The organism is Caballeronia sp. KNU42, from assembly GCF_053760385.1.
Map to the genome: position 1 here is coordinate 1,054,112 of NZ_CM132389.1, position 21,858 is coordinate 1,075,969.

20 protein-coding genes and 3 riboswitches are annotated in these 21,858 nt (G+C 60.5%); of the genes, 4 read left to right on the forward strand and 16 right to left on the reverse strand.

Annotated features, from left to right (window positions below; genetic code table 11):
* Nucleotides 1-94: 94 nt before the first annotated feature.
* Nucleotides 95-1,048: a LysR family transcriptional regulator gene (locus ACSOSP_RS23845; RefSeq protein WP_455313654.1), complete on the reverse strand. Its 954-nt coding sequence runs from the start codon at nt 1,046-1,048 to the stop codon at nt 95-97.
* A gap of 90 nt (nt 1,049-1,138) precedes the next feature.
* Here ACSOSP_RS23845 and ACSOSP_RS23850 point away from each other — a divergent pair, with 90 nt between their 5' ends.
* The 3 genes from ACSOSP_RS23850 (at nt 1,139) to ACSOSP_RS23860 (ending at nt 2,746) form a co-directional block, all read left to right on the forward strand.
* Complete coding sequence (locus ACSOSP_RS23850) at nt 1,139-1,834, forward strand: glutathione S-transferase family protein (protein WP_455313370.1); 696 nt, start codon at nt 1,139-1,141, stop codon at nt 1,832-1,834.
* A gap of 81 nt (nt 1,835-1,915) precedes the next feature.
* Nucleotides 1,916-2,281, forward strand: coding sequence for a nuclear transport factor 2 family protein (locus tag ACSOSP_RS23855; protein WP_455313371.1), 366 nt, complete (start codon nt 1,916-1,918; stop codon nt 2,279-2,281).
* Between the two features lie 261 nt (nt 2,282-2,542).
* The gene (locus tag ACSOSP_RS23860; protein ID WP_455313372.1) at nt 2,543-2,746 is read left to right on the forward strand and encodes a DUF2970 domain-containing protein; all 204 of its coding nucleotides are present in this window, start codon (nt 2,543-2,545) and stop codon (nt 2,744-2,746) included.
* Between the two features lie 93 nt (nt 2,747-2,839).
* Here the strand turns inward: ACSOSP_RS23860 and ACSOSP_RS23865 are convergent, their stop codons facing one another.
* From ACSOSP_RS23865 to pdxR, 3 genes are all read right to left on the reverse strand, one after another.
* Nucleotides 2,840-4,267 (reverse strand): aminotransferase-like domain-containing protein, encoded by a 1,428-nt coding sequence (locus ACSOSP_RS23865; protein WP_455313373.1) that lies wholly within the window; start codon nt 4,265-4,267, stop codon nt 2,840-2,842.
* Nucleotides 4,230-4,505 (reverse strand): histidine kinase dimerization/phospho-acceptor domain-containing protein, encoded by a 276-nt coding sequence (locus ACSOSP_RS23870; protein ID WP_455313374.1) that lies wholly within the window; start codon nt 4,503-4,505, stop codon nt 4,230-4,232. Before ACSOSP_RS23870 ends, ACSOSP_RS23865 begins: the two co-directional genes overlap by 38 nt.
* Nucleotides 4,506-4,641: 136 nt before the next feature.
* Nucleotides 4,642-6,222: a MocR-like pyridoxine biosynthesis transcription factor PdxR gene (gene pdxR / locus ACSOSP_RS23875; RefSeq protein WP_455313375.1), complete on the reverse strand. Its 1,581-nt coding sequence runs from the start codon at nt 6,220-6,222 to the stop codon at nt 4,642-4,644.
* Between the two features lie 122 nt (nt 6,223-6,344).
* Between pdxR and ACSOSP_RS23880 the strand changes: the two genes are divergently transcribed.
* Nucleotides 6,345-6,980 (forward strand): FMN-binding negative transcriptional regulator, encoded by a 636-nt coding sequence (locus ACSOSP_RS23880; protein WP_455313376.1) that lies wholly within the window; start codon nt 6,345-6,347, stop codon nt 6,978-6,980.
* A gap of 150 nt (nt 6,981-7,130) precedes the next feature.
* On the opposite strand, the gene ACSOSP_RS23885 is transcribed toward ACSOSP_RS23880, so the two are convergent.
* From ACSOSP_RS23885 to ACSOSP_RS23940, 12 genes are all read right to left on the reverse strand, one after another.
* A complete protein-coding gene (locus ACSOSP_RS23885; RefSeq protein WP_455313377.1) occupies nt 7,131-7,478 on the reverse strand; it encodes a DUF190 domain-containing protein in 348 nt (115 codons plus the stop codon).
* Between the two features lie 29 nt (nt 7,479-7,507).
* Nucleotides 7,508-8,818: a voltage-gated chloride channel family protein gene (locus ACSOSP_RS23890; RefSeq protein ID WP_455313378.1), complete on the reverse strand. Its 1,311-nt coding sequence runs from the start codon at nt 8,816-8,818 to the stop codon at nt 7,508-7,510.
* 76 nt (nt 8,819-8,894) lie between these two features.
* Nucleotides 8,895-8,961, reverse strand: a riboswitch (Fluoride riboswitch).
* Nucleotides 8,962-9,003: 42 nt separating this feature from the next.
* Nucleotides 9,004-10,995: a proton-conducting transporter transmembrane domain-containing protein gene (locus ACSOSP_RS23895; protein ID WP_455313379.1), complete on the reverse strand. Its 1,992-nt coding sequence runs from the start codon at nt 10,993-10,995 to the stop codon at nt 9,004-9,006.
* On the reverse strand, nt 10,985-11,794 hold the full coding sequence (gene nuoB, locus ACSOSP_RS23900) for an NADH-quinone oxidoreductase subunit NuoB (RefSeq protein ID WP_455313380.1): 810 nt from the start codon (nt 11,792-11,794) through the stop codon (nt 10,985-10,987). Before nuoB ends, ACSOSP_RS23895 begins: the two co-directional genes overlap by 11 nt.
* A gap of 12 nt (nt 11,795-11,806) precedes the next feature.
* The gene (locus ACSOSP_RS23905) at nt 11,807-13,294 is read right to left on the reverse strand and encodes a hydrogenase large subunit (RefSeq protein WP_455313381.1); all 1,488 of its coding nucleotides are present in this window, start codon (nt 13,292-13,294) and stop codon (nt 11,807-11,809) included.
* Entirely contained in the window at nt 13,291-14,766 is a 1,476-nt protein-coding gene (locus ACSOSP_RS23910; RefSeq protein ID WP_455313382.1) for a hydrogenase 4 subunit F, read from the reverse strand. Before ACSOSP_RS23910 ends, ACSOSP_RS23905 begins: the two co-directional genes overlap by 4 nt.
* A gap of 2 nt (nt 14,767-14,768) precedes the next feature.
* Nucleotides 14,769-15,449: a hydrogenase gene (locus ACSOSP_RS23915; protein WP_455313383.1), complete on the reverse strand. Its 681-nt coding sequence runs from the start codon at nt 15,447-15,449 to the stop codon at nt 14,769-14,771.
* A 6-nt stretch (nt 15,450-15,455) separates the two neighbouring features.
* A complete protein-coding gene (locus ACSOSP_RS23920) occupies nt 15,456-16,403 on the reverse strand; it encodes a respiratory chain complex I subunit 1 family protein (RefSeq protein ID WP_455313384.1) in 948 nt (315 codons plus the stop codon).
* Between the two features lie 237 nt (nt 16,404-16,640).
* Nucleotides 16,641-16,711, reverse strand: a riboswitch (Fluoride riboswitch).
* A gap of 48 nt (nt 16,712-16,759) precedes the next feature.
* Nucleotides 16,760-17,128: a DUF190 domain-containing protein gene (locus ACSOSP_RS23925; RefSeq protein ID WP_455313385.1), complete on the reverse strand. Its 369-nt coding sequence runs from the start codon at nt 17,126-17,128 to the stop codon at nt 16,760-16,762.
* Between the two features lie 236 nt (nt 17,129-17,364).
* Nucleotides 17,365-18,927: a MutS-related protein gene (locus ACSOSP_RS23930; RefSeq protein ID WP_455313386.1), complete on the reverse strand. Its 1,563-nt coding sequence runs from the start codon at nt 18,925-18,927 to the stop codon at nt 17,365-17,367.
* Nucleotides 18,924-20,459: a MutS-related protein gene (locus tag ACSOSP_RS23935; RefSeq protein WP_455313387.1), complete on the reverse strand. Its 1,536-nt coding sequence runs from the start codon at nt 20,457-20,459 to the stop codon at nt 18,924-18,926. Before ACSOSP_RS23935 ends, ACSOSP_RS23930 begins: the two co-directional genes overlap by 4 nt.
* A gap of 277 nt (nt 20,460-20,736) precedes the next feature.
* A riboswitch (Fluoride riboswitch) is annotated at nt 20,737-20,800 on the reverse strand.
* A 78-nt stretch (nt 20,801-20,878) separates the two neighbouring features.
* Complete coding sequence (locus ACSOSP_RS23940) at nt 20,879-21,649, reverse strand: MipA/OmpV family protein (RefSeq protein ID WP_455313655.1); 771 nt, start codon at nt 21,647-21,649, stop codon at nt 20,879-20,881.
* Between the last annotated feature and the right edge of the window lie 209 nt (nt 21,650-21,858).

Sequence of the window (21,858 nt, forward strand, 5' to 3'; positions counted from 1 at the left end):
CCAATTTACTCCAATACCCGTTGTGGTCTTGACTGGCAAATCGAAACAGACGTCATGAAATGCTGCCGCATCACGGATGTTGCAGACGTCACAATCATTTGATGCGATGGCGAGGTGGTTTCCAACCCATTAGTGTCTCTGCGCTCCATTCTGCTGCAGCAAGTCTGGAGATGAAGAAATCAGCCAACGCGCTAACCTTCGCCGGCCGTGCGCGAGCAGTGGGGGTAACAAAATACAGACCACCTTCGGGCAGTCGCCAATCAGTCAGAATCGGTTCAAGCCGTTTGTCCGCGAAATACTGTGTCGCGACAAACTCGGGAAGCTCCGAGATGGCAAGTCCTGCGATGAGCATGGGCAGTAACGCTTCTACGCTTGTTACTCGCAATGCCCCGGTTGGTGTGATCGTGCATTCCTCGCCACCTTGGTGGGTAAAGCGCCAGACGTCGCGCTTGCTCCTGTTGGTGTAGGTCAGGCACTGGTGGGCGCTAAGGTCGTGTGGGTGCTGCGGTCGACCACAGCGCAACAGATAGGCTGGAGATGCCACGACGAACCGGCGCACGGGTGCAATGAGACGTGCAGCGAGTGACGAGTCTTCCATGATCGCGATACGGAGTGCAGCGTCGAAGCCGTCTCCGATCAGATCGGCATGGGCATCCGTGAGATGAAGATCCACGGCGATATCCGGATAGATCCGGAAGAACTCAGGCAGCAGCGGAGCGACCCAGCGAGCACCGAAGGACAGTGGTGCGGCGAGCTTTACCAGGCCACGCGGCCGGCTCGAGGTCTCACGTGCGAAATCCTCGGCCTCCTCGGCGTCGGCGTAGATTTTCGCTGCTCGCTCGGCAAGCGTATGGCCGTAGTCCGTGAGTGCAAGTCGTCGGGAGGTACGGTTAAAAAGCCTCCCACCCAGCCGCTCTTCGAGGCGGGTGACCGCCCGGGAAACCGTGGCGACAGAGACGCCCATTGTCGCCGCCGCGGCTGCGAACGAACCTTCTTCAGCGACCTTCGCAAACATCGCGAATCCTTCAAAGTCCGGTAATTTTGACATCGGCAATTCTGCAACGATGGTTTTCAATCATTTCTATTTCGAAAATTAGCACGCCGCCTTAGATTTGTCTCCTCGCACAGGAGATAGATCATGGAACGAAAGAGGACACCGGGGCTCGCCGATCTCGCCGGCCCCAATGCCGCGCAACAGCAGAGCATGCTCGAAGTTCATGCATTCGCCACGCCCAACAGCATCAAGGTTCCCATCGCACTGGAAGAGATGGGGCTCGACTATCGGCTGGTTCCCGTCAATCTGCGCCAGGGCGAACAGAAGACTGACGCCTTCAAGGCAATGAATCCCAACGGGAAAGTCCCGGTTCTCATCGACCGATCCGTTCCTCGGGACGGCGAGGTGATACTCAGCGAGTCTGCCGCGATCCTCGTATGCCTTGCAGAGAAGACCGGGCAATTTCTTCCAAAAGACGGCCCCCAACGCGGCAAGGTCTTCGAGCAACTTTTCTTCCACGCATCCGGCCTGAGCCCGGCGTTCCTGCAGTTATTCCAGGCCGCGATCCAGTCAGCGCCGCAACCCGAGGCAAAAGCGCGGGCGCTGGCGGAGGTCGATCGGACGCTGGGCGTGCTCAACCAGATTCTCGAGCGTCATCCGTACGCTGCCGGCGTCGAGTACAGCATTGCAGACATTGCCCATTTCGGGTGGGTGTGGCGCCATCAGGCGATTGGAGCGGCCCTCGACAAATTTCCGTTCGTCGCTCGCTGGTATGAAGCGATTTTGACGCGACCGGCTGTCGTCGCGGCCATCGCAAAGACCGTGGCGCTCGCTCAGTAATGCGATGCAACCTCCAATTCCTCAGACATCCATACATCGTGACGTGGCTCAGTCCATAGTCAATCACCAAGGAGAACCGCAATGAACGACCGTATCCATGAACTGCTTTATCGTAACCTTCAGGAGGTCTTCGGCGAAGGTGACGCAGAGCGTCGCCGCGCAGCGATCGAGGAGCTTTATACCGAAGATTGTGTGCTCTACGTACCTCCAGGTACGTTCGTCGGGCACGACGCTCTCGACAAATTCGCGGGAAATCTTCGAGCGTCGCACCCGCATTTTGTTTATGCGCCGCACGGTGAAGCGCAAGCCCTCCACAATGCTGGTCGCCTCGCATGGGGTTGCGGTCCGCGTGGTGAGGTACCCGACTATACGGGCGTGGATGTCATCATCGTTCGCGACGGGAGGATTGAAGCACTCTATGTCTTTCTGGATTCCGTGCCGTCATAGAGTTCGGATTCTGTATTACTCATCATATGGGCATGTCGAGGCGCCGGCGGATGCGGTTGCCCAAGGTGCGCTCGGCGGGTGCTACGGGCGACGTCAAGCGGCTACCGGAAACCGGAAACCACGCCAGAGCATCGGCTGCTTACATAGCGGACCGCGACGAATTTCGGCCCGTGCTTACTACGCATTGCACGAATCTGCTGCTGTTTCCGATTCCCGGGTGGATGGATCATGGATGCATTCCAAACCAACAGGAGCAGCGCCATGGAATTCCTCCGAGTCGTCCGCATCGTTCTTTCCAGCTTCTTCGGCGTGCGCAAGCGTGCGTCGCATGAGGCGGACTTCGCCAACGTGAACTTCGTCCTGCTGCCGTTCGTGGCCGTGTTCATGGCAGTGGTCATCGGCGCGATCATATTCGGCTTCGTGCACCTGGTGACGGATGCGACAAGCGCAATGCAAGGCTTCTGATTCGCGGTTCGCTGCATTGGCGGGACAACCCGGCCGCTATTGGCGTGTACGGTTTAACAGCAACGGGCTCATCACGGTCGCACTGAACATAGATCAGATTGATGCGTGCACCGCCGGGTCATCGAGAATCTCGGCAAGGGCACATATGGCTGCATCAATCTTGACGCTCCAGGGATGCCCAAAGTTGATCCGGACGCAATTCTGAAATGCATGCCTGGCGGAAAAGATCGGACCAGGCGCGATGCTGATACCACGGCCGATCGCGAGCCGGTGCAGCGCCATTGCATCGACCGCGTCCGGCAATTGCAGCCACAGGAAGTAACCGCCCGAGGGCGTCACCCATCGGACCTCACGCGGAAGGTAACGCCGCAAAGCCGCCTCCATGGCTGCACGTTGCGTCTGCATCGCAGCGTGCAGCTTGCGCAGATGCCGGTCGAAGCCGCCGTGCTCCAGATAGTCCGCAATGCCCGCCTGCGCAGGGATGCTGGCCGAGAGCGTCGTCATCAGTTTGAGCCGCTGCACGCGATCCGCGAAGCGTCCAGCGGACACCCATCCGATACGATAACCCGGTGCAAGCGTCTTCGAAAACGAACTGCAGTGCATTACCAGCCCGTTGCTATCGAAGGCTTTCGCAGGTAGTGGCCGGTCACGGCTGAAGTGCAGTTCCGAATAAACGTCGTCCTCGATCAGCGGCACGTCGCGCGCTGCGAGCATGTCAACGAGCAACTTCTTCTTTTCGTCGGAAAGGGTGACACCGGTCGGATTCTGGAAATTGGTCATGAACCAGCATGCGCGAATCGAATGCTTGTCGAGCGCAGCGGCGAGCGCGTCGAGGTCGAGGCCTGTGACCGGATGGACCGGAATCTCGACCGCGCGCAGATCGAGCCGCTCAATGGCCTGCAGGGCCGCGTAGAAGCCCGGCGACTCGACCGCGACGACGTCGCCCGGACGCGTGACGGCCATCAGGCACAGATTCAGCGCCTCCAGCGCGCCGTTGGTGACGACGATCTCCTCGGGAGGGATCGACACGCCGGTGGCCACATAGCGCCGCGCGATCTGGCGGCGAAGATGGTCGTTGCCGGGCGGCAGATCCACGACCGTGCTCCATGGGCTGAGCGCGCGCGTGCCTTGGGTCAGCGATTTGAGCAGGCGCGCTGTAGGGAACAACAGGGGTGACGGGAACGCCGAGCCGAGCGGCACGATGTCTGGATGCTTCGCGGCATCGAGCACGGAAAACACCAGGTCGCTGATGTCGACCTTCGTTGAATCGGCAAGCGGCACGTCCTGATGCGACGGCACCTGTTTGAGCGCCGCACCGGGCGTCACGAAGTAGCCCGCGCGCTCTTCGGCACGGATCAGCCCCCACTCTTCGAGCAGATAGTACGCGCGGAAAACCGTCGACTGACTGACACCGCGCTGCGCGATGATCTGCCGGAGCGACGGCAGCCGGGAGCCGATCGGAATCTGCCCCGACCGGATGCCATCAGCGAGCGAGTTGGCGAGAGCCTCGTAACGTTTCATGATGGGTCTTCTTCACATGTTGATCCCATGTCAGGTCGCCGCCGCCGGACATCCGGGCCCCGGCGATGATCCGGGCAGCGCGTTGTCCGTCTCCCACAATATTAACGGCTAGCGAGCGTACCTCGCCGAGATCCGGCTCCTCGCGATCAAGCCATCGCAGGCAGGCATTTGCGTAGGCGATAGCAGCAGTAATCGGTTGATTGATTTCATGAGCCAGGGAAGCGGCCAACTCTCCCATCGTGGTCGCCCGGTTGATACGTGCGAGATCGGCTTGCGCTTGACCTAGCGCGCTTCTGCTCGTCGATAGCCGTAGTGGTACCGATGAATCTCAGAACCTTTCCTTCAGGCCCCCTCTGTCTATCAGCAGCTGTATGTCAACGGTCGTTTTGCGACCTGGTCCGGCCTTTCGGCGTGAACACCGGCTTCCTCGCGTCTCGTCCCACACCGGCTCTCACGGCGTCAGTGATGACTGCCGCAAGCCGCTGCGCGGCCTCCTGCATTTGTGCATCGCTGAATCCGCCGAACCCAAGGACCAGCCCGGGCCGACCGTTCCCTGGCGAGAACATGGGCGATACCGCTCGTACCGCTACTCCGGCCCGCGCGGCCATCGCGACCACCTCGCGGTCGTCCAGGCTTTCCACGAGCCAGAGAACAAGGTGCATGCCCTGGTCGCCGGGTTGAACCCATGCCACCTCCGGAGGCAGCAGAGCGTCGATCGCGGCGATAAGCTGTGCCCGATGGTTCGCATACACATTGCGAACCCGCCTGATGTGCCGCTCAAGATGTCCATCCGCCATGAACGCCGCGAGAACGTGCTGATCCGCATTCGGCGGGTGCCGGTCCATCAGGACACGCGCGCCGCAAAACGCATCGGCCAGATCGTGCGGCACGATGACATAGCCCAGTCGCAGTGAAGGAAACAGGATCTTGCTGAACGTACCGAGATAGACCACCCGGTCAGGCTCCGAGCTATGCAGCGACGGGAATGGATAACCGTCGTACCGGAATTCACTGTCGTAGTCGTCCTCGACCACCCATGCGTCGTTGGTGCCTGCCCACGCCAGTATCGCGCTGCGTCTCGCCATGCTCAGCGGCATGCCGAGCGGATATTGATGCGACGGCGTCACGAACGCCACTTTCGCGTGCGGCGCCAGCCTGATGCCTGCTTCAACATCGATGCCCTCATCATCCACCGGCACCCGGATCATTGCACTGCCCCGTCCGTTATTCTCGAGCGTGGCCGTGATCCCACGATACGCGGGATCTTCCACCCACGCCTGATCCTTCGATCCCAGCAATACCTGACACGCGAGATACAAACCCTGCTGCGTTCCGCTAGTGACGATCACCTGGCCGGCTTCGCAGTGCACCGACCGAGACTTGCGCGCGTAGGCAGCAATCGCTTCACGCAGCGGCAGCGCGCCTTTCGGATCGTCATAACCGGCCGGCGCGCCCGGCCCTTTGGCGCGCACACGGTTGCCAAGCCGGCGCCAGATGTCGGCGGGCGCCGTCAGGCCAACGGGGACCGATACAGCAAATGGCATCGGCGGTAATGGACTGAATTCGCGCGCCACCTGGGCGAAGCGCGCCGCCGGCTCGGGCAAGCTGGTCCGCGATGCTCGCCCGTGGGCAGCGTGCGCTTTGCGAACCCGCGTCCCTGCTCCTGCCTCCGTTCCCGCTCCCGACAATGCTTCGGCAACGCGCGTGGCCGCCCCTCGTTGCGATTCGAGGAAGCCCTCGGCGATCAGTTGCTCGTAGGCTTCCACCACCGTTCCACGCGCGACCTGCAAGGAAGCGGCGAGCAGCCGCGTGGACGGCAAAGCGTCGCCGGGACTGATTTCTCCCCTGTGTATCGCCTCTCGCAACAGCTGCGCCAACTGGCCCGACAGGTTTCCCGCACCGCGTTCAAGTGCACCGAGCGCGGGAACGTCGAGTACAAGGGGAGTACGCGCCATGATTCTGGTTCAATGAAAATGATTTAAATTGGCTCTACAGGATAAACCAGTTTCGGCACACACTTGCATACCAGACGAACACCCTTCGCACCGGCGAAGGACAGGAATTTATTGGAGCACGCATGTATATACCCGCCCATTTCAACGAGCCTCGCAAAGACGTGCTGCACGCACTCATCGCGCAAAATCCCTTTGGCAGCCTGATTACCAATGGCAAGAGCGGTCTGGACGCCAATCACATTCCGCTTGATCTCGCCGCGAACGAAGGCGAACTAGGTGTGCTGCATGCGCATGTCGCGCGGAGCAATCCCTTGTGGCAGGACGTCGTGAATGGCGACGAAGTCCTGGTCGTCTTCCGTGCTGGCGATGCGTACATCTCGCCCACGTGGTATCCGAGCAAGCATGAAACGCACAAGCAGGTGCCAACCTGGAATTACATCGTCGTTCACGCCCGTGGACGCATCACCATTCGCGACGATGAAAAATATGTGCGCGGCGTGATCGCGCGTCTAACGCGCACGCACGAGGCAACGCAGCCCGAACCCTGGAAAATGGGAGACGCGCCGAGGGAATTCATCGACACCATGGTTAAAGCGATTGTCGGTTTGCAAATCGATATCACCCGGCTTATTGGCAAGAGCAAGCTCAGCCAGAACAAGGAAGTCCGTGATATTCAAGGCGCCGGAGAGGCAGTCAAGGCACGCGACAATCGGATTGGCGATGCGATGCTTGAATGCGCGGCGCAGAAGCAAAAATAGCCCGCGTCCTTTGACGGCACCCCGGCGAATTCCTGACGCCGTATAACGCTTGGCCGGTTGCGCGTGGCGATCGTCCGCTGCAATCAACTCCGGACGCAGCCGTATCCTGGTTTGCGGTTTCATGGCCGACTCCGCCTGCGTGGCTGTTCGTCACGTCGCCTGCATCGGTAGTTCGCACGGCAGGAAAATCGCCCTCACGCTGTCGAGCCCCTTGCCATGCGTACGCCAGAAGTCGCGCACTTTGGCATCCAGGTCAATGAGTTCGATGCAGTGAGGGAACCGGTGATGCGCAATCTCGATGTGTTCGTGATGCAGCCGGTCACCTTTCAGGTAACCCGCATGGACGCGATGCAAGAGTGCCTGCTCGATACCCGCTTCCTTCGCATGGCGAAGTAACTGCGAGGCAAGGCTCGGTCGCGATACCCGATGCCAGAAGCGTGTCGGACGAGCCCTTTCGGAGTGGTGGAAATACAAGCGAAGCGATATCAGCTGAGTCATGGCGATAAGCAGGGAAGTGTTTGAAGCGTTCAGGATTGCGCGGAGACGGTCGCGGCCTTGCGGCGCGCGCGGCGCCAGGCGGGGATGTCGGCCGAGCGCATGCCGGCTGGAATGAGCGGATGTTTTGCGTGGCCGACCCGTTGCGCGCGATAAATGCCCGTGTGGCCGGAGAAGAGATAACTGACCACGCAAGCCAACGCGGCATACACGCCGATCTGGGGACCAAAGAGTTCGATAGCCATTACCGTCGACGCGATCGGGGTGTTCGCCGCGCCAGCGAACACGGCGACAAAGCCAAGGCCCGCAAGCACCGGTATCGGCAACGCCAGGATGTGACCCAGCGCGTTGCCAAGCGTGGCGCCGATATAAAAGAGCGGAGTCACCTCGCCACCCTTGAATCCTGACGCAAGCGTGACCACGGTGAAGCCGAATTTGCCGGCAAAGTCATAGATCGGCAACGGGCCGTTGAAGGCCTGCACGATGGTCGGTATCCCAAGACCCAAATACTGAGGAACGTTCAGAACGGTGGCGAGAATTGCCACCAAGGCACCGCCAACCACTGGCCGGAAAGGCGCATAGGCGATCTTGCGTTTGATGAAGGCGGACAACGCATGCGTCGAGTCGGCAAAGAGCATCCCCACGACACCGAATGCAATACCGGCGACGATCGCGGATCCAAACCCGAGGGCCGTGACGGGTGGCACGAACGGGATCGCATATACGGTGTGGTGAATGCCCCAGAGACGGCATACCGCGTCGGCGACGACTGACGCAGCGAGACACGCGAGCAACGCGTCATAGCGCAGGCGGCCGATCGCCAGCACCTCAAGGCCGAAGATCGCGCCGGCGAGAGGCGTGCCGAAGACCGACGAGAAGCCCGCCGCGATGCCGGCCATCAGCAGAATGCGGCGGTCCTCGCGACCCAGGTCAAAGAGCTGCGTGACCCGGTCAGCCAGTGCCCCGCCCATCTGGACGGCCGTGCCCTCGCGGCCCGCGGAGCCACCGAACAAGTGAGTGATTACCGTGGCCACCAACACGAGCGGCGCCATGCGCTTCGGCACGATCTTCTGCGGATCGTGAATCTCGTCGATCAGCAGGTTGTTGCCGCCCTCGACACTCTTGCCGATGCGGTGATAGATCCAGCCGGTCAGGAACCCTGCGAACGGCAGCAACCAGATGAGCCAGGGATGATCCAGCCGCGTATCGGTGGCGCGGTCCAATGCAAAGAGAAAAAGCGCGGAGGCGGAACCGGCCAGCGCGCCGAGCACGGAGGAAAGCAGCAGCCAGCGCACGAGATACGGCACCATGGCTATCTGTTCGACAGACTTCAGACGTTTCATAATTTCAAGGTTCGACAGAACATCAAACCTGGGCGACAGGGCGTCGCACGGACGACCTACGACATCCTGCACCCAGGAACTCGTAGGCATCATCAGCCGAAGGATCGGCGGTTGTTTGGAGGAATGCCATCTCCAGAACCGCGGATTCTACGGATTAAATTTGCGCGACGCAACAACGGCGTTTTCTATACCAGCGTCAAGGCCAGTATCGCGACAAGCAATCCGCCGATCAGCGCGAGATAGAAATTCAGGTTACCGGACTGCAATGCGCGCAACCTCTCGGCCGACCACGTCACGATCCGCGTGGCAGGCGCGAACAGATGCCGCTCGAACAGATCGGTCACGCCCTCGGAAAAAACCAGCCGCTTGATGAAGTACTCGCGCTGTTCGTGTTCGCGCTCGGTGCTCATCGTAGGTTGGTACACGAAGCTGTAGAACGTGCGCATGGCGTTCGAGAACGTCAGCGGCGTGGTCATCGCCTCGCGGCCATCGGTCGTCATGCCGCCGAACCAGACCGCCGTGCGCCGCACCGGACGCGTTTTCGTGAGCCTCAGGAGTGCGAGCGGCAAAAGCGCCAGCAACGGCATCACGATGATGAGCTTCGACGGCGAGATAAAAGCAAACTTGTCGGTCAACGGCACCAGCAGCCAACCGGCGACCATTGCGTGGGGACTGTTGGCCTGGAACAGCGTCTGGGCGCCGCTCGCCAGTGCGTTGAGCCAGAGCGGTGCACCAACGGCCACTGCGAGCACGCATAGTCCCAGCACCCCGACCACTGCCGCATTGCGTCGCGGCACCGGTCGCGCATAGTCGATATCCGGCATGCCCAGAAGCCCCAACCCGAACAGTTTCACGAACGTAGCAAGTGCCACCGCTGCCGCAAGCGCGAGGCCCGCTCCGGCCAGTACGAGCACGAGGCGTCCTGTGAAGGCCGAGAGATGAAAGCCTTGAAAGACCGTTTGGAAGACATACCATTCACTGACGAACCCCGCTTGCGGTGAAACGGAGGCAAGGCTCATCACCGCAAAGGCCGCGCCGAGCCCCAGCATGAAACCGCTATTCTTGAGCCATGCGCGCGGCACGATGTCGTAATTGCCGGTCGACGCCTGGATGCCGTCAGCGACCAGAAAGAGCGCACCTTTGGCAAGCGAGTGGCCGGCGAGGTGAAGGAGCGCGACGGTCCACGCGAGTCCGGCGAGGTCGCCCAGATGATCACTTCGAAAGAGTTGCGTCACGCCGAGCATCGCCACCGCGACCGACGCGTTCTCCGCGGACGAATAGCTGAGCAACGCTCTCCAGTCGTCCTGCTGGAACGCGAACAAAATCGCCAGCACCGCGCTGAGCACGCCGATCGCAATCGCGACAACGCCGAGGCCGAATGCGGTTCCGCTATCGCTCGCCACGCCCAGCCAGCTATTCCAGCCACGGCTCAACGCGAAATAGGCAGCGTTCAATACGACACCGGAAAACAGCGCGCCGGTCGCGCCGCTGCCGCTCGAGTACGCCCGAGGAAACCACTCATAGAAGGGGATGAGACCCAGCTTCGCGCCGAAGCCGACGAGCAGCGCGACACCGGCCACCCACGACAGAAGCGCTGACGCATGCGGCGCGTGAGCACTGAACGCATCGAAGCCGATGCCGCCCGACGCGTGGTCGAGCAGCAGGATCGCGAGGACGAGCGCTATGGCCCCGACCTCGAGCAGCGCAAGCATGAGCAGCACGGAGTTGCCATTGCTAACGCATGCGCGCTCGCCTGCAAGCATCACTGCTCCGCCGAGGCTCATCACCTCCCAGGCGACGAGCATCGACATGCCGTCTTGCAGGCCGAACACGCCCAACGCGCCCAACAAGCTCAGCGATGCACCCATCCACCAGGTCCCTGAGCGACCCGAGAGCGGTGAACCCAGCCAGCAGGCGAAGGTGGCCGGTACCAGGCCAAAGCCCAATAACCATAGCGCCGACGGTTCAAGCTTGAACGCGATTCGCTGCGATGCCAGCGCAAACGGAAATTCGACGCGCGGCGTCGCAGTGGGCAAAGCGAACAGACACGCAGCAACGCCCAGTACGCAACCGGTGGTCAGCGAATATCTGACCATCACGCGCAGCGGACGCAGCGGCGAAAGGATGGCGGCGGCGAGCCACAGCGCGCTCGCGGCCAGAATCAGATCAGCGCTCAATCTGCCCTCCTCGCATCCGTTGCTCTGCGCGACCGAGGAGCAACAGCAGCGCGTGAATGATCGCGGCCGGGTTCGGTGGACAACCTGGCAGATAGATGTCAACGGGCAGCACGCCATCAAGCCCGTTGCCGCACGCGTAGTTGCCACCTGTAACGCCGCCGGACACCGCGCATGTACCTGTTGCAATGACCCACTTCGGATCCGGCATCGCTTCATAGGTCTTCAGCAGCGGCGCGCGCATCGCGTGCGTCACCGGACCGGTGACGAGCAGGACATCGGCTGAACGCGGAGACGCCGTGAAGAAAATGCCAAGCCGATGCAGGTTGTAGAACGGATTGTTCAACGCCTGCAACTCCGATTCGCAGCCATTGCACGAGCCTGCATCGACGTGGCGGATATGGAGACTGCGCCGAAACGGTCGTCGCGTACGGTCCTTGAGGTCACTGGTTGTATCGGACGCGAGCGCCTCGGCCCAAACCAGATCGTCGCGTTGCTTCACACCTAGCGCCCAATCTTCGGACGGTGAAAAAGCGCCCGTCGGACACGCTTCGGTACAAAGCTGGCAGACGATGCAGCGGCACCAGTCCACCTCGGGACGCGCATTCTCACCAGGCGTCGGCGAAAACGTGATGGCATGCGTCACGCAAGACTGTGCGCACGCGTCGCAGCCGTCCTGGCATTTGGCCGGGTCATATCGCGGCATGCCGAACACGCCTTGCTGACCATGCGCATCGCCCTTGAGCGGCCAGCCGGTACTGGCGCTGCCACTCGTCAAGCCGAACCACGTCCATAGAGACATGATCGCTCCGTCCTATCGTGCACAACCCGAAATGGTCAAACCAAAACTCGCCTCGTTGATCGCATAGTCCATCATGTTGCTGTCGTGCACGGTGAAGGGAAAAACCCGCCAGTTCGAAAACGAGGGCGACTTGATCTTCGCGCGCGCAATGCGTGACTGGTTGTCGAAGTGCACCGCGTAGAGCACGCTGCCACGCGACGATTCCGCCCACCCGAGCCCCTCGGCGTTCGGCGCCCGACGACAAGGCTCAAGCAGCGGCCCTGTCGGAACGCCGCGTGTGATGGCGTCGTCGAGCAGCCCCAGGCTCGCCTGAAGTTCCGCGATACGGACCTTCATCCGGGCATACGCATCCCCTTCGCTGCGGACCGCGACGGCGGGCTGCAGTTCACCGTACGCAGCATACGGATGATCCCGCCTGAGATCACGATCGATTCCTGAGGCCCGTTCGATAGGCCCCGTAGCGCCCTGATCAAAGGCGAGCTGCTGACTCAACGGTGCTGTGGAAATGAGCCGATCCAGATGGCTGGTGGTTCGTTCGATGAGGTCAACATACCGTTCCAGTTCGCGTCGGAGCGTCGCAACGCCCTGGGAAATCGCAACCACGTCAAGATCACGGCGTACACCACCCGGCCAGACAATGCTGCGCAACAACCGGCTACCCGACGCAAGCGCATTCATTTGTTTTGCGCGCTCCTCCAGCAGCTTGCCCTGCGCCTCGCCCACCTTCAGCGTAGTCGTGTGGCACAAGTGGCCGAGGTAATGCAAGTGGTTGTAGGTGCGTTCGAGTTCCGCCGCGATGACACGAAGCCACTGCGCGCGCGGCGGAACGATACATCCCGAGGCGTCCTCGACGGCCTGCGCATACGCAAGCGCGTGCGCGACGGTGTCCACGCCCGATACACGCTCGGCCAGCAGAACGCCTCGTTCGATGTCGATCCCCTCGAACTGTTTCTCCATCCCGCGATGCTTGAGGAACAAGTTCGGGTGATAGTGAAGAATGCCTTCACCGACGTAGTAGAAGATGAACTGGGCCGACTCGACCACATCAGCTCGCACCGGGCCAAAGGGCAATAACTGAACGTGCTTACCGGAGACTTGCGGCAGCGTTGGCGCCGCAAGTGAGGCCGCGGCGCTCGCATGCACTGCCCCGCCAGGCTCGAGCGGGCCACGCGCCGTCTGAGGCAGAAATGCACTCACCAGACGCTCCGGCTCAGGATGGCCGGCGAACGCGATGCCGCTCATCTCCATGATCTCGCGCTCGTGCCAGCCAAGCAGTGGAGACTTCGCCGCAAGACTCGCGACTGGTTCCTTGCATGCATCGACACGCCAGCCCATAAACTCCCGCTGGCCGGGCGAGGTCGAGATGTACCGCAATTCAGGTGCGTCCGGTCTCGGAAACCACGCATAGGCCACCTGCATGCGACCTCCACGATCAAGAAGATCGGCAGCGGCCGCGTTGAGTCCGGCAGGCGTTACGGTCTTGAGCGTGCAGTTGTTCATCGCGCCACTCCTCCCAGATCGGCGGCAACCATTTCAAAGAAGCGCCACAGGTCTTGCGGCCACCATACGCCGAGGATCAACACCGGAACCAGGGCGAGCCACATTGGGACGGTCATCCAGGCGCTCACGCTCGCCTTACGAACGATCTCGTGTGCCTCGCCCGCTGGCTTGGCATCAAAGTACATGGCCCTGAAATGGTTGAGAAAGCCGATGAAGATGACAATCAGCAGCAGCAACATCACGATCACGGCCCAGGCGTTCGAGCTCGCGATGCCAGCGCGCATCAAGGTCAGTTCGCTCAGAAACAGGCCGAACGGAGGCGCCCCCGTGATCGCTACGGCACCAGCCAGCCACAGCGCCCCCGTGACCGGAAAACGCGTCCACACGTTGCGTATTTCGCCCATGTCCTTGGTGCCGAATACGCGCATGACGTTGCCCGCGCCAAAGAACATGAGCGACTTGTTCAGCGAATGGTTGAGCATGTGATACAGCACGGCGGCGATCGCAAGCGGACCGCCGAATCCGAATCCGAGCGCCAGCACGCCCATGTGCTCGACGCTGGAATAGGCCATCAACCGCTTGATGCCCTGCTGCTTCACGATGAAGAGCGCGGCGACAAACAGCGAAAACGCGCCGAACGCGACGAGCACCGTGCGCGGCAGCAGCGAGGAACTCGCGGCATCGGTGATCGTGAGGAACCGCGCGATGCCAAGCATCGCCGTGTTCAAAAGCGCGCCGGAGAGCATGGCGGACACCGGCGCCGGACCCTCGCTGTGTGCGTCGGGCAGCCACGTATGCATTGGCGCGAGGCCCGCTTTCGTGCCGTAGCCCACCAGCACGAGCAGGAACGCCATCTGGGTGAGCGCAGGACTCATCTGCGGGGCCGCATGGCGAAGCGCATCCCAGGTCATGTCGTAGGTCGGGCCAATGACGAGGCTTCCCGCCCAATAGAAAAGCACGGTCCCGAGCAGCGCAAGGCTGATGCCAGCCGACACCACGATGATGTATTTCCACGCCGCCTCGATCGCTTCACGGCCACGCTCGAAGCCGACGAGGAACGTGCTGACGAGCGTGGTCAGCTCGATCGCAATCCAGTAGACGCCGATATTGTTCATGACCGGTCCGCAGATCATCGTTGCCGCGAACAGGGCGAAGAGCGCGTAGAAGTTCGGCAGCCGTTCGCGTTCTTCGGCGAGCAAGCGCATGTAGCCGACGGCATAGATGGAAGCGAGGCAATACACGAGCGCAGTGCAAACCAGCGTCCACGCGGCCAGCGCATCGACCACCACATAATCGTGCAGGAACCGATACCCGTCCCTGACATTGCACGCGAGTGAAAGCGCCGCGACCACGCAAATGAACGACGCGATCAGGTTCGCAAACTCAGCGACGCGCGCATGCCGGCACGCCGCGCAAATCGCTGCAGCAACGAGGGGTGAAACAACGATCGCGATGCTCCACGTCTCGATCATGGTCACCCCACCAGCCGTATGAGTTCACGGCTGCTCGTGCTGCCTACATGCTCGACCAGGTAACGGACCAGCACGCCGAAGCTCACGACGATGACGAGCAGATCGAAGAGCAACACCAGTTCGATCAACATCGGCATGCCCGGAACGAGGATTTGTGAGCCCAGGAAAATGCCGTTCTCCAGGATCAGCAGGCCGAGCACCTGGCTGATCGCCTCATGGCGCACCGCGAGCATCAGGAAGCCAATGAGCTTCATCGATAACATCACCGTGAGCGCGAGCACTACAACCGTTCCGCCGAAACCCAGCGCGTTACCCAGATGGTTCGACACCACAAACGCAAACAGCACCAGCAGCGCACCGAGCACGATGCTTGAACTCGGCTGCAAGATGACGTGCAATTCACGCTCGACTTTCAGCCGGACGATGATTCGCCAGATCAGATAGGGCAACACAAGTCCCCGAAAGAGCGCAGTCAGGATCGCGATCAGGTACAGCTCGTGATAGTTGCCGTAGTAACCCACGGCGCCTGAAAGCGCTGCGATCAGCCACGACTCGGCCATGAACGCGAGCAGGTAGTCTTTCAACCAGCGCGAACCCAGCATCACGAACGCAAGCAGGAGGCTGCCGATCGCCAGCAGGCTGAAGAGGGATGCGGCAAGCGGACTCAGATGGGCGAGCAGCATGATGCATCACCTAAGCTGGTTGGCGGCGATCGCAAGCACCGCCAGCATGAACGATGCAGCAAGCGGCTCCTGATAACGGAAAAAGCGCAGACGGGATTGCGCCGTCTCGACCAGCACAACGACGAGTGCGACCAGCAGCATGCGCAGGAAAAGTCCGATCGCAGCACCCAGTACACCCAAGGCCGTACCCCGTTGCGAGAGTCCCCACGGCAACGTCAGCACATTGCAAAAGATGGTGTAGAGAATGAACTGCTTCATCATCGATGCCCATTTGAGCAGTGCGAGAAGCGGCCCCGAATACTCGAGGATGCGCGCCTCTTCGATCATGTACACCTCGATGTGCGTGCTTGAATGGATCGGCAGACGGTCCGTCTCCACGAGCAGCAGAACAAAGAAGGCGAACACGAGAAAAAGGTGCGCCGGACTCCAGTACACGGAAGGTTGTGCGACCAGCAGATGGTTCACCACGAACGGCAGCATGGCTTTGGCCAGAAGCGTAATGCCGACCAGCACGAGGATCAGTGTCGGCTCCGCGAGGATGCCGAGCATGACCGAGCGGCTAGAGCCAATGCCGCCATAAGCGCTACCCGAATCCAGCCCCGCGAGCACGACAGCAAACGACCCGAGCGTCAGGATGAGGCCGCCGCCCAGGATGTCGCCCATGTCGGATAGAGGCAGCGGAAAGTCAGTGAGCACCGGAATCAGGATGGGCACCGTCAGCATGCAGGTGAACGCCACGACGGGCGCAGCCCAGTAGATCCACGAGGCGGTGTCCGGCACCACGAGTTGCTTATGGAAGAGCTTCCACAGATCGCGATACGGTTGGAAGATGCCGGGGCCGCGTGCGCGTTGCACACGCTCTTCCCATTGCAGGATGACGCCCTGCAGCAGCGGCGACACCGCTATGACGGTGATCACCTGGGCCACCTGGAGCGCAACGTCGCGCGTGCTCATGCGGCCTCCGCTGAAACGAAGGGCTGGCCCACGTGGCGACGTGCACGCGTCTCAACGTCCGTGCGGATCGCTGGACGATGACGCGACGAAATGTGATGACGAAACGGGGAACGCGTGCAACACGGTGACTCGCTGATGCATCCCATATTCTTGTGTTCTTGCAGGCAGCAATATGCCCGGGATGCTCAAACAAGAAGAGCCGGCGGAAAAATGCCTACCGGCCCCGAAGCGCCCGGGGACCATGTAGGCATCATTAGCCGCTAAGCTGCTAGCGGCGGTTAGGGAGGAATGCCATCTCCGCCAGATTCAAACTTGAGTATAGGTGACGCGCCGACGTGTGCAAGCCCGGCATTCAACTATCTTGGCGGGCGGCCATAGAGCGAAAAATGCTTTGGCGGCTTTGGCCGGACATCGTCGCCGATAATTCCGAACTCGATGGGAAAGCGCGTATAGAACACGTGCACGTTTTCGGCACGCACGACATCCAGGATGTGGTCGGCCTCGTCCTCGGTCACAGCAAGAATAATTTGCAGCGGCTGATCGGCGAGTTTCAGCATGTGCGCCGCATGATGCGCACCCGCGTGGCCGATGCCTTCTGCGCAGCTGATGACGGTCGCACCGCGGATCCCAAGTTCGCGAACCTCGTGCAACAGCCACTCGCAGACGGTCTGATGGCCGTGCTTGCGGTTCTGCTCGGTATAGAACGTCAGTTGATAGCCGTTCATCACCCACCTCCCTTGGCGCAATAGGCGCCTCCTGCCCACCGTCCGGCGCTGCGACGCGCTGGCAGACTGTCAAGGGCTCCTATCCCTATTCATTCTAGTGCATGGGTCCGGCGACGCACGATCGTGCAGTGCGATATTGCGCGAGCGCCGTCATATGATTCTTGCGATGGCTCTGGTTGACCGCGAACACCCTCAGGTGACTACTGCGCGGTGATGCATGTGTTCTCGCAAACCAACTATTCAACCTTGGACAGACCGACGGAGAGGGGCTCTGGATGCGCTTCCAGGTCACCTTTCGAGTCGTCTTTCGAGAGGAATATTCGCCTGTACAGATCTTCCCCGTAGCTGGTTTGCAGGGGCTCAGCCTCGGTCAACCTGAACGTGCGCTCGCCGTCCGCGCGCCGCTCCGCTCTCAGGAACATCATGTCCTGCGCCTCCTGCTCATGCAGCCCGCGAGCCAGCGCGTACAGATGCGTCACCAATACGATTTTCACGCGCTTTTTCAACAACGCCGCGATGATCTGGCGCGCGATCTCCGAACCCTCGCGCTCGTTGGTCGCAGCGAATGACTCGTTGCACAACAGCAGCGAGTGTTCGCGAATGTGGTCGACGATTTCGCTCATTCGCTTGAGTTCCTCGTCGAGCTTGCCGCTCTTCATCGACGCGTCTTCTTCGCGCTTGTAATGCGTGTAAATTCCGTCGCACACGTTCGCCGAAAACGACGCCGCCGCGACGAACATTCCGCATTGCATCATGACCTGCGCCTGGCCGACAGCGCGTAAGAACGTCGACTTGCCGCCTTGATTTGCCCCGGTGATGACAACAAGGTCGCGGCCATCCCCGGCCACACCGTTGCCGACGGGCGCACGTGCGGTGCGCAGCGCGAGACTGGCATCGTACAACCCGTCGAAGGTGTACCGCCTGTCATTGCGCTCCGATGGAACAGGAACGCACACGGCCACGCGCAGCCGCTTCAATTCGTGATGCAGATTGACGCATCCGATGTAGAAAGCCAGCTCAGTGCGCAGCATCGTAAAAAAGCTGAGTATGTGTTCCGCTGACTGGGCAAGTGCATTCGCGACGAGATTGATGCCGCGTGCCTCCAGGTCCGAGAATGCCTTGGCGCCAGCCTCATCCCGGTCCGCGATATGAAACGTCAGCGAGCGAGGCCGCTTTGCAAACAATCGCCTCAGAAGATTGAGATCTTTCTCGTGAGGTTTCCGGAGCACGTAGTTGATCCCCTTGTTGCCCTGGCCCAGCCCGGCACTGATCAGCACGCCGTGGTTGAGCCTGAGCTCCTTGAGGCAACGTTGAATTGTCACGAAATACTCGTCCGTCAATTCCCGCTGGATCATCGAGAAGAATTGAGCGAACCCTTCTGATTGAAACTGCGCCGCCTGCGTGTCGGCGATATCCCGCAGTTTCTTCAGAACGCCGACGAATTCCTGAATCAAGTCGCGTGCGCCGTGCAGCACCGAACTGGGTGACCCGGAAAACACCCCGTAGTAGCACTTCCGCCTGGTTTCGATCCCCTCGATCGCGATAGCGTATATCTGCCTCACTATCGCTTCGAAGACGATGCAGTCGTTAAGGATTGCCTGGCGATAAATAATTTCGTCCAGGTTGATCGAACTCGCCGGGACCACTCGTCTGGTCAAGTCGTAGACGAAGGCATCGCCCTGCGCCATCGCCTGATAGAGCGTGTTCAACTCCAGGTCCTGTACGAGTTCCGCCTCATTCCACGCGGCGTCCTGGCACGTATCCAGGTCGCGATCCCGGTATAAAAGATAAGCTTTCATAGCCCGAGCCGCTCCGTCAAATGATCATAGGTCAGGCCATAAAGCTCTGCGACCGACACCGCATAGGCCCGGCCATCGGCGGGCCTTCTTCTCACGCGGAAGGTTCGGAAAGCCGGGTCTTCGGGCTTGACTTCGCTCACCATGCTCACGGCCCGATCGTCGAGATGAGCGAGCTCTTCGATGAAGGTCACGCAAACGCACAAGGCATCGCATTCCAGTATCTCGCCGATGATTTTCCGGCTCAGGAACAGCGCGTCGGTCAGCGTCGTAGAACTGAATATTTCGTTCATGATGATGACGCTTCGCGACGTGGCGTGCGCCAGGATTTGATGGACCCGCATCAGGTCGTCCTGGAGCTTGCCGCGCAGGTCTTTCGTATTCTCTTCGCGCTCGAAGTGCGTGAACAGCTGGTCGCACAGAAAAAGCTCGGCGTTGCGGCCTGGTATGGGACACCCTATCTTCGCCAGATAGTGCAGTTGTCCGAACGTGCGGGCAAAGGTCGTTTTCCCCCCGTTGTTGGGACCCGATACGACGATCAGGCGTTCTTCGCCATCGAGATGGCAATCGTTACAGACCACGTGCTCCTTTTCGATCGCGAGCTTGTGCGCGAGCGCCAGATCAAACGTCTCGACGCAGTGCTCCGCTTTGCTGGTCGACGACATACGCGGGTAGCAAAAGCTCAAACCCGCAGATTTGCAGATACCGATATAGTCGCGGTACGCCAGGTAAAATTGAATCTCACGATCGAACGTCTGGATCGTGGCGTCGAGATAGTCCGCATTGTTCACGCAATACGCAGCGAGTTCGATGAAGACCTGAGGGTGCAGCTGCGCGACGAAATCCAGTACACGGGCTTCGACATGATTCATGTCCAGCCAGTCGCGCAGCTCCGCGCGGTGATCCTTGACTGCGCCTTGCTTGAATTTTTCGAAGATCCTCAGGACGTCGGCACTTTGATCGATTTCCGAATCATAGTGAAGTACCGTGACCGCGCTCCCCTTGACGCGAATGCAGTACCGAATCGCCGCCAGATTCTCCTTGATAAGGATCGCGTCATGCATGAGCGACTGAAAACGAGCTGATCCAACATACCCGTTCAGGGTTCGATGAAACTCCCGCAGACCTTTCGATCCGGGCGCGGCCAGCGGCAGATCACGGGCAAAGGTCTCGAGCGTCTCGCAGTACACCGTGATCGCTTCGAGGAGCCACCACTCACTTTGGCCCCGGTAGTGAAGCTTCTCCGCCTGAGCAAGATGCTGGCGCATCTTGCGCATGCCCGTGGCGAAATCGTTGATGCTGTCGAGCACGGCGGCATTGTCGAGGTCCTGCATGACATCATGCCGGTAGGTGATCGCTTCCTCGCGCGACAGCTCGGTGTGGAAAAAGGGTTTAAGCGCATAATCGTCCCGCCCCAACGTGAGCGCCACGACGATCTGGTCGAGATTGAGGTCGCCAAAGAACGCCGGCTCCGGCGTATCGTCGCGCCTTGGACCGTCTTCCGGCTTTTCGAACAGGATGCTGTGAAAGACCACGCGTATCCCCTTCTTGTTTGAAGACTACACTCCGGGCAGCACGCACGCGTGGTACCCGTATCGAGCGGAATGTCCTAAGAGAGGCCCGTAGGCCGATAGTCGAGAGATAGCCGACCCATCATGCTTCCTTGTTCGACGAGCAGCCTCCGCAATCAAATTGGATCGCGGAAAAACTGCACGGACAGTGATGGAAACCGGGATCGTGCACCGTGCTAACGACGGCGCATGTTTCAAGGCAAGTGAAGCCGTTGGACGCGCGCCCACAGTGCCATTACCCAGGCCTGTAGGCATCATCAGCCCGTTGCGGGCGGTTACGGAGGAATGCCATCTCCGACGTCAATTTAAAGTCTACGCCTCCCGGACTGCAGGCACAACCATCCCGCAACACCATCCCCCGATTGCCGGGCGGCTGAACCCAATCACTTGAACCGATAATTCACCGCAGCGAGAAAATTCAATTCGGTTCTTTGCTCGGTGATCGGGCTATGCCCTGCGTTGTGCTCCAGCCGGCCTGCTGTCAGCGAGACCGATCCCACCCATTTCTTCGAAAAATCGTAGCTGACGTAAGTGTTGAGGTGAACGTCCCGGATGCCCGAACTCGTGTCGTAGACCGGCAAGCCGGAAGCAGCACTTTGACTGGCGGACACGCCGAACAGCGTCCGGTTATAGACGGCATTGGCCCACGTCACGCCGGGCCCAACCGACACCAGCAGCTTCGATGTAAGCGGCATGTTCGCCACCAGATCGCCACTGACGAGCAGCCCCTGCCCCGTCCCCGCGATGTCCTGATAAGCCGCGACCGAGCCCGTCAACAGCGACACCGAATAATCCGCGAACACTTTCAGCTTGGGTCCGTAATGCACATTGCCCAGGCCGTGAAGACGCGGATCGTCGGACTCGTTACGCGATTGAAAGTCGAAGCTGATTGCCGTGCCGAAGTGATAAGCCGGACCTTTCAGGAGGTTGATGCCGAGTACGTCGAGACCTTGCGAGAAGATCCGGTCATCGTAGGAAATATCGAGCGATGGCAGCGGCAGCACCTGGAACGCACGGGAACCGGGGTATTTCGGCGACACCATCAATGCAGGACCGATCGAGATTTTCCATGGATCGGCGGCAGCGGCGCTCGCATTGGGGGAAGCGCTGGCATCAGGCGCTGTGCTTGACTCGTCGGCAATGGCGTTCGTCAGCCAAACGCAAGTGAACGAGACTACGGTGCAACGGCAAAAATCGGCAAACTTCACTGCGGGTTCCCTGGCATGTCGAGTCCTTCGGGCTCGTGTGGACTGAACGTCTTCAGCGGCTTGGGCGTCTCCTGCAATGCTCGCCGCTTCGTTCAGGCGCAAGAATACGCGAATATTCCCGCGCCAGTCTCCCGCATGCCGATCCTCCGCTAGCC

Excerpts from the sequence above, each read along its gene's own strand:
- ACSOSP_RS23845 (WP_455313654.1), bottom strand. The coding sequence starts at position 1,048 with ATGTCAAAATTACCGGACTTTGAAGGATTCGCGATGTTTGCGAAGGTC.
- ACSOSP_RS23850 (WP_455313370.1), top strand. The coding sequence starts at position 1,139 with ATGGAACGAAAGAGGACACCGGGGCTCGCCGATCTCGCCGGCCCCAAT.
- ACSOSP_RS23855 (WP_455313371.1), top strand. The coding sequence starts at position 1,916 with ATGAACGACCGTATCCATGAACTGCTTTATCGTAACCTTCAGGAGGTC.
- ACSOSP_RS23860 (WP_455313372.1), top strand. The coding sequence starts at position 2,543 with ATGGAATTCCTCCGAGTCGTCCGCATCGTTCTTTCCAGCTTCTTCGGC.
- ACSOSP_RS23865 (WP_455313373.1), bottom strand. The coding sequence starts at position 4,267 with ATGAAACGTTACGAGGCTCTCGCCAACTCGCTCGCTGATGGCATCCGG.
- ACSOSP_RS23870 (WP_455313374.1), bottom strand. The coding sequence starts at position 4,505 with ATGGGAGAGTTGGCCGCTTCCCTGGCTCATGAAATCAATCAACCGATT.
- pdxR (WP_455313375.1), bottom strand. The coding sequence starts at position 6,222 with ATGGCGCGTACTCCCCTTGTACTCGACGTTCCCGCGCTCGGTGCACTT.
- ACSOSP_RS23880 (WP_455313376.1), top strand. The coding sequence starts at position 6,345 with ATGTATATACCCGCCCATTTCAACGAGCCTCGCAAAGACGTGCTGCAC.
- ACSOSP_RS23885 (WP_455313377.1), bottom strand. The coding sequence starts at position 7,478 with ATGACTCAGCTGATATCGCTTCGCTTGTATTTCCACCACTCCGAAAGG.
- ACSOSP_RS23890 (WP_455313378.1), bottom strand. The coding sequence starts at position 8,818 with ATGAAACGTCTGAAGTCTGTCGAACAGATAGCCATGGTGCCGTATCTC.
- nuoB (WP_455313380.1), bottom strand. The coding sequence starts at position 11,794 with ATGTCTCTATGGACGTGGTTCGGCTTGACGAGTGGCAGCGCCAGTACC.
- ACSOSP_RS23905 (WP_455313381.1), bottom strand. The coding sequence starts at position 13,294 with ATGAACAACTGCACGCTCAAGACCGTAACGCCTGCCGGACTCAACGCG.
- ACSOSP_RS23910 (WP_455313382.1), bottom strand. The coding sequence starts at position 14,766 with ATGATCGAGACGTGGAGCATCGCGATCGTTGTTTCACCCCTCGTTGCT.
- ACSOSP_RS23915 (WP_455313383.1), bottom strand. The coding sequence starts at position 15,449 with ATGCTGCTCGCCCATCTGAGTCCGCTTGCCGCATCCCTCTTCAGCCTG.
- ACSOSP_RS23920 (WP_455313384.1), bottom strand. The coding sequence starts at position 16,403 with ATGAGCACGCGCGACGTTGCGCTCCAGGTGGCCCAGGTGATCACCGTC.
- ACSOSP_RS23925 (WP_455313385.1), bottom strand. The coding sequence starts at position 17,128 with ATGAACGGCTATCAACTGACGTTCTATACCGAGCAGAACCGCAAGCAC.
- ACSOSP_RS23930 (WP_455313386.1), bottom strand. The coding sequence starts at position 18,927 with ATGAAAGCTTATCTTTTATACCGGGATCGCGACCTGGATACGTGCCAG.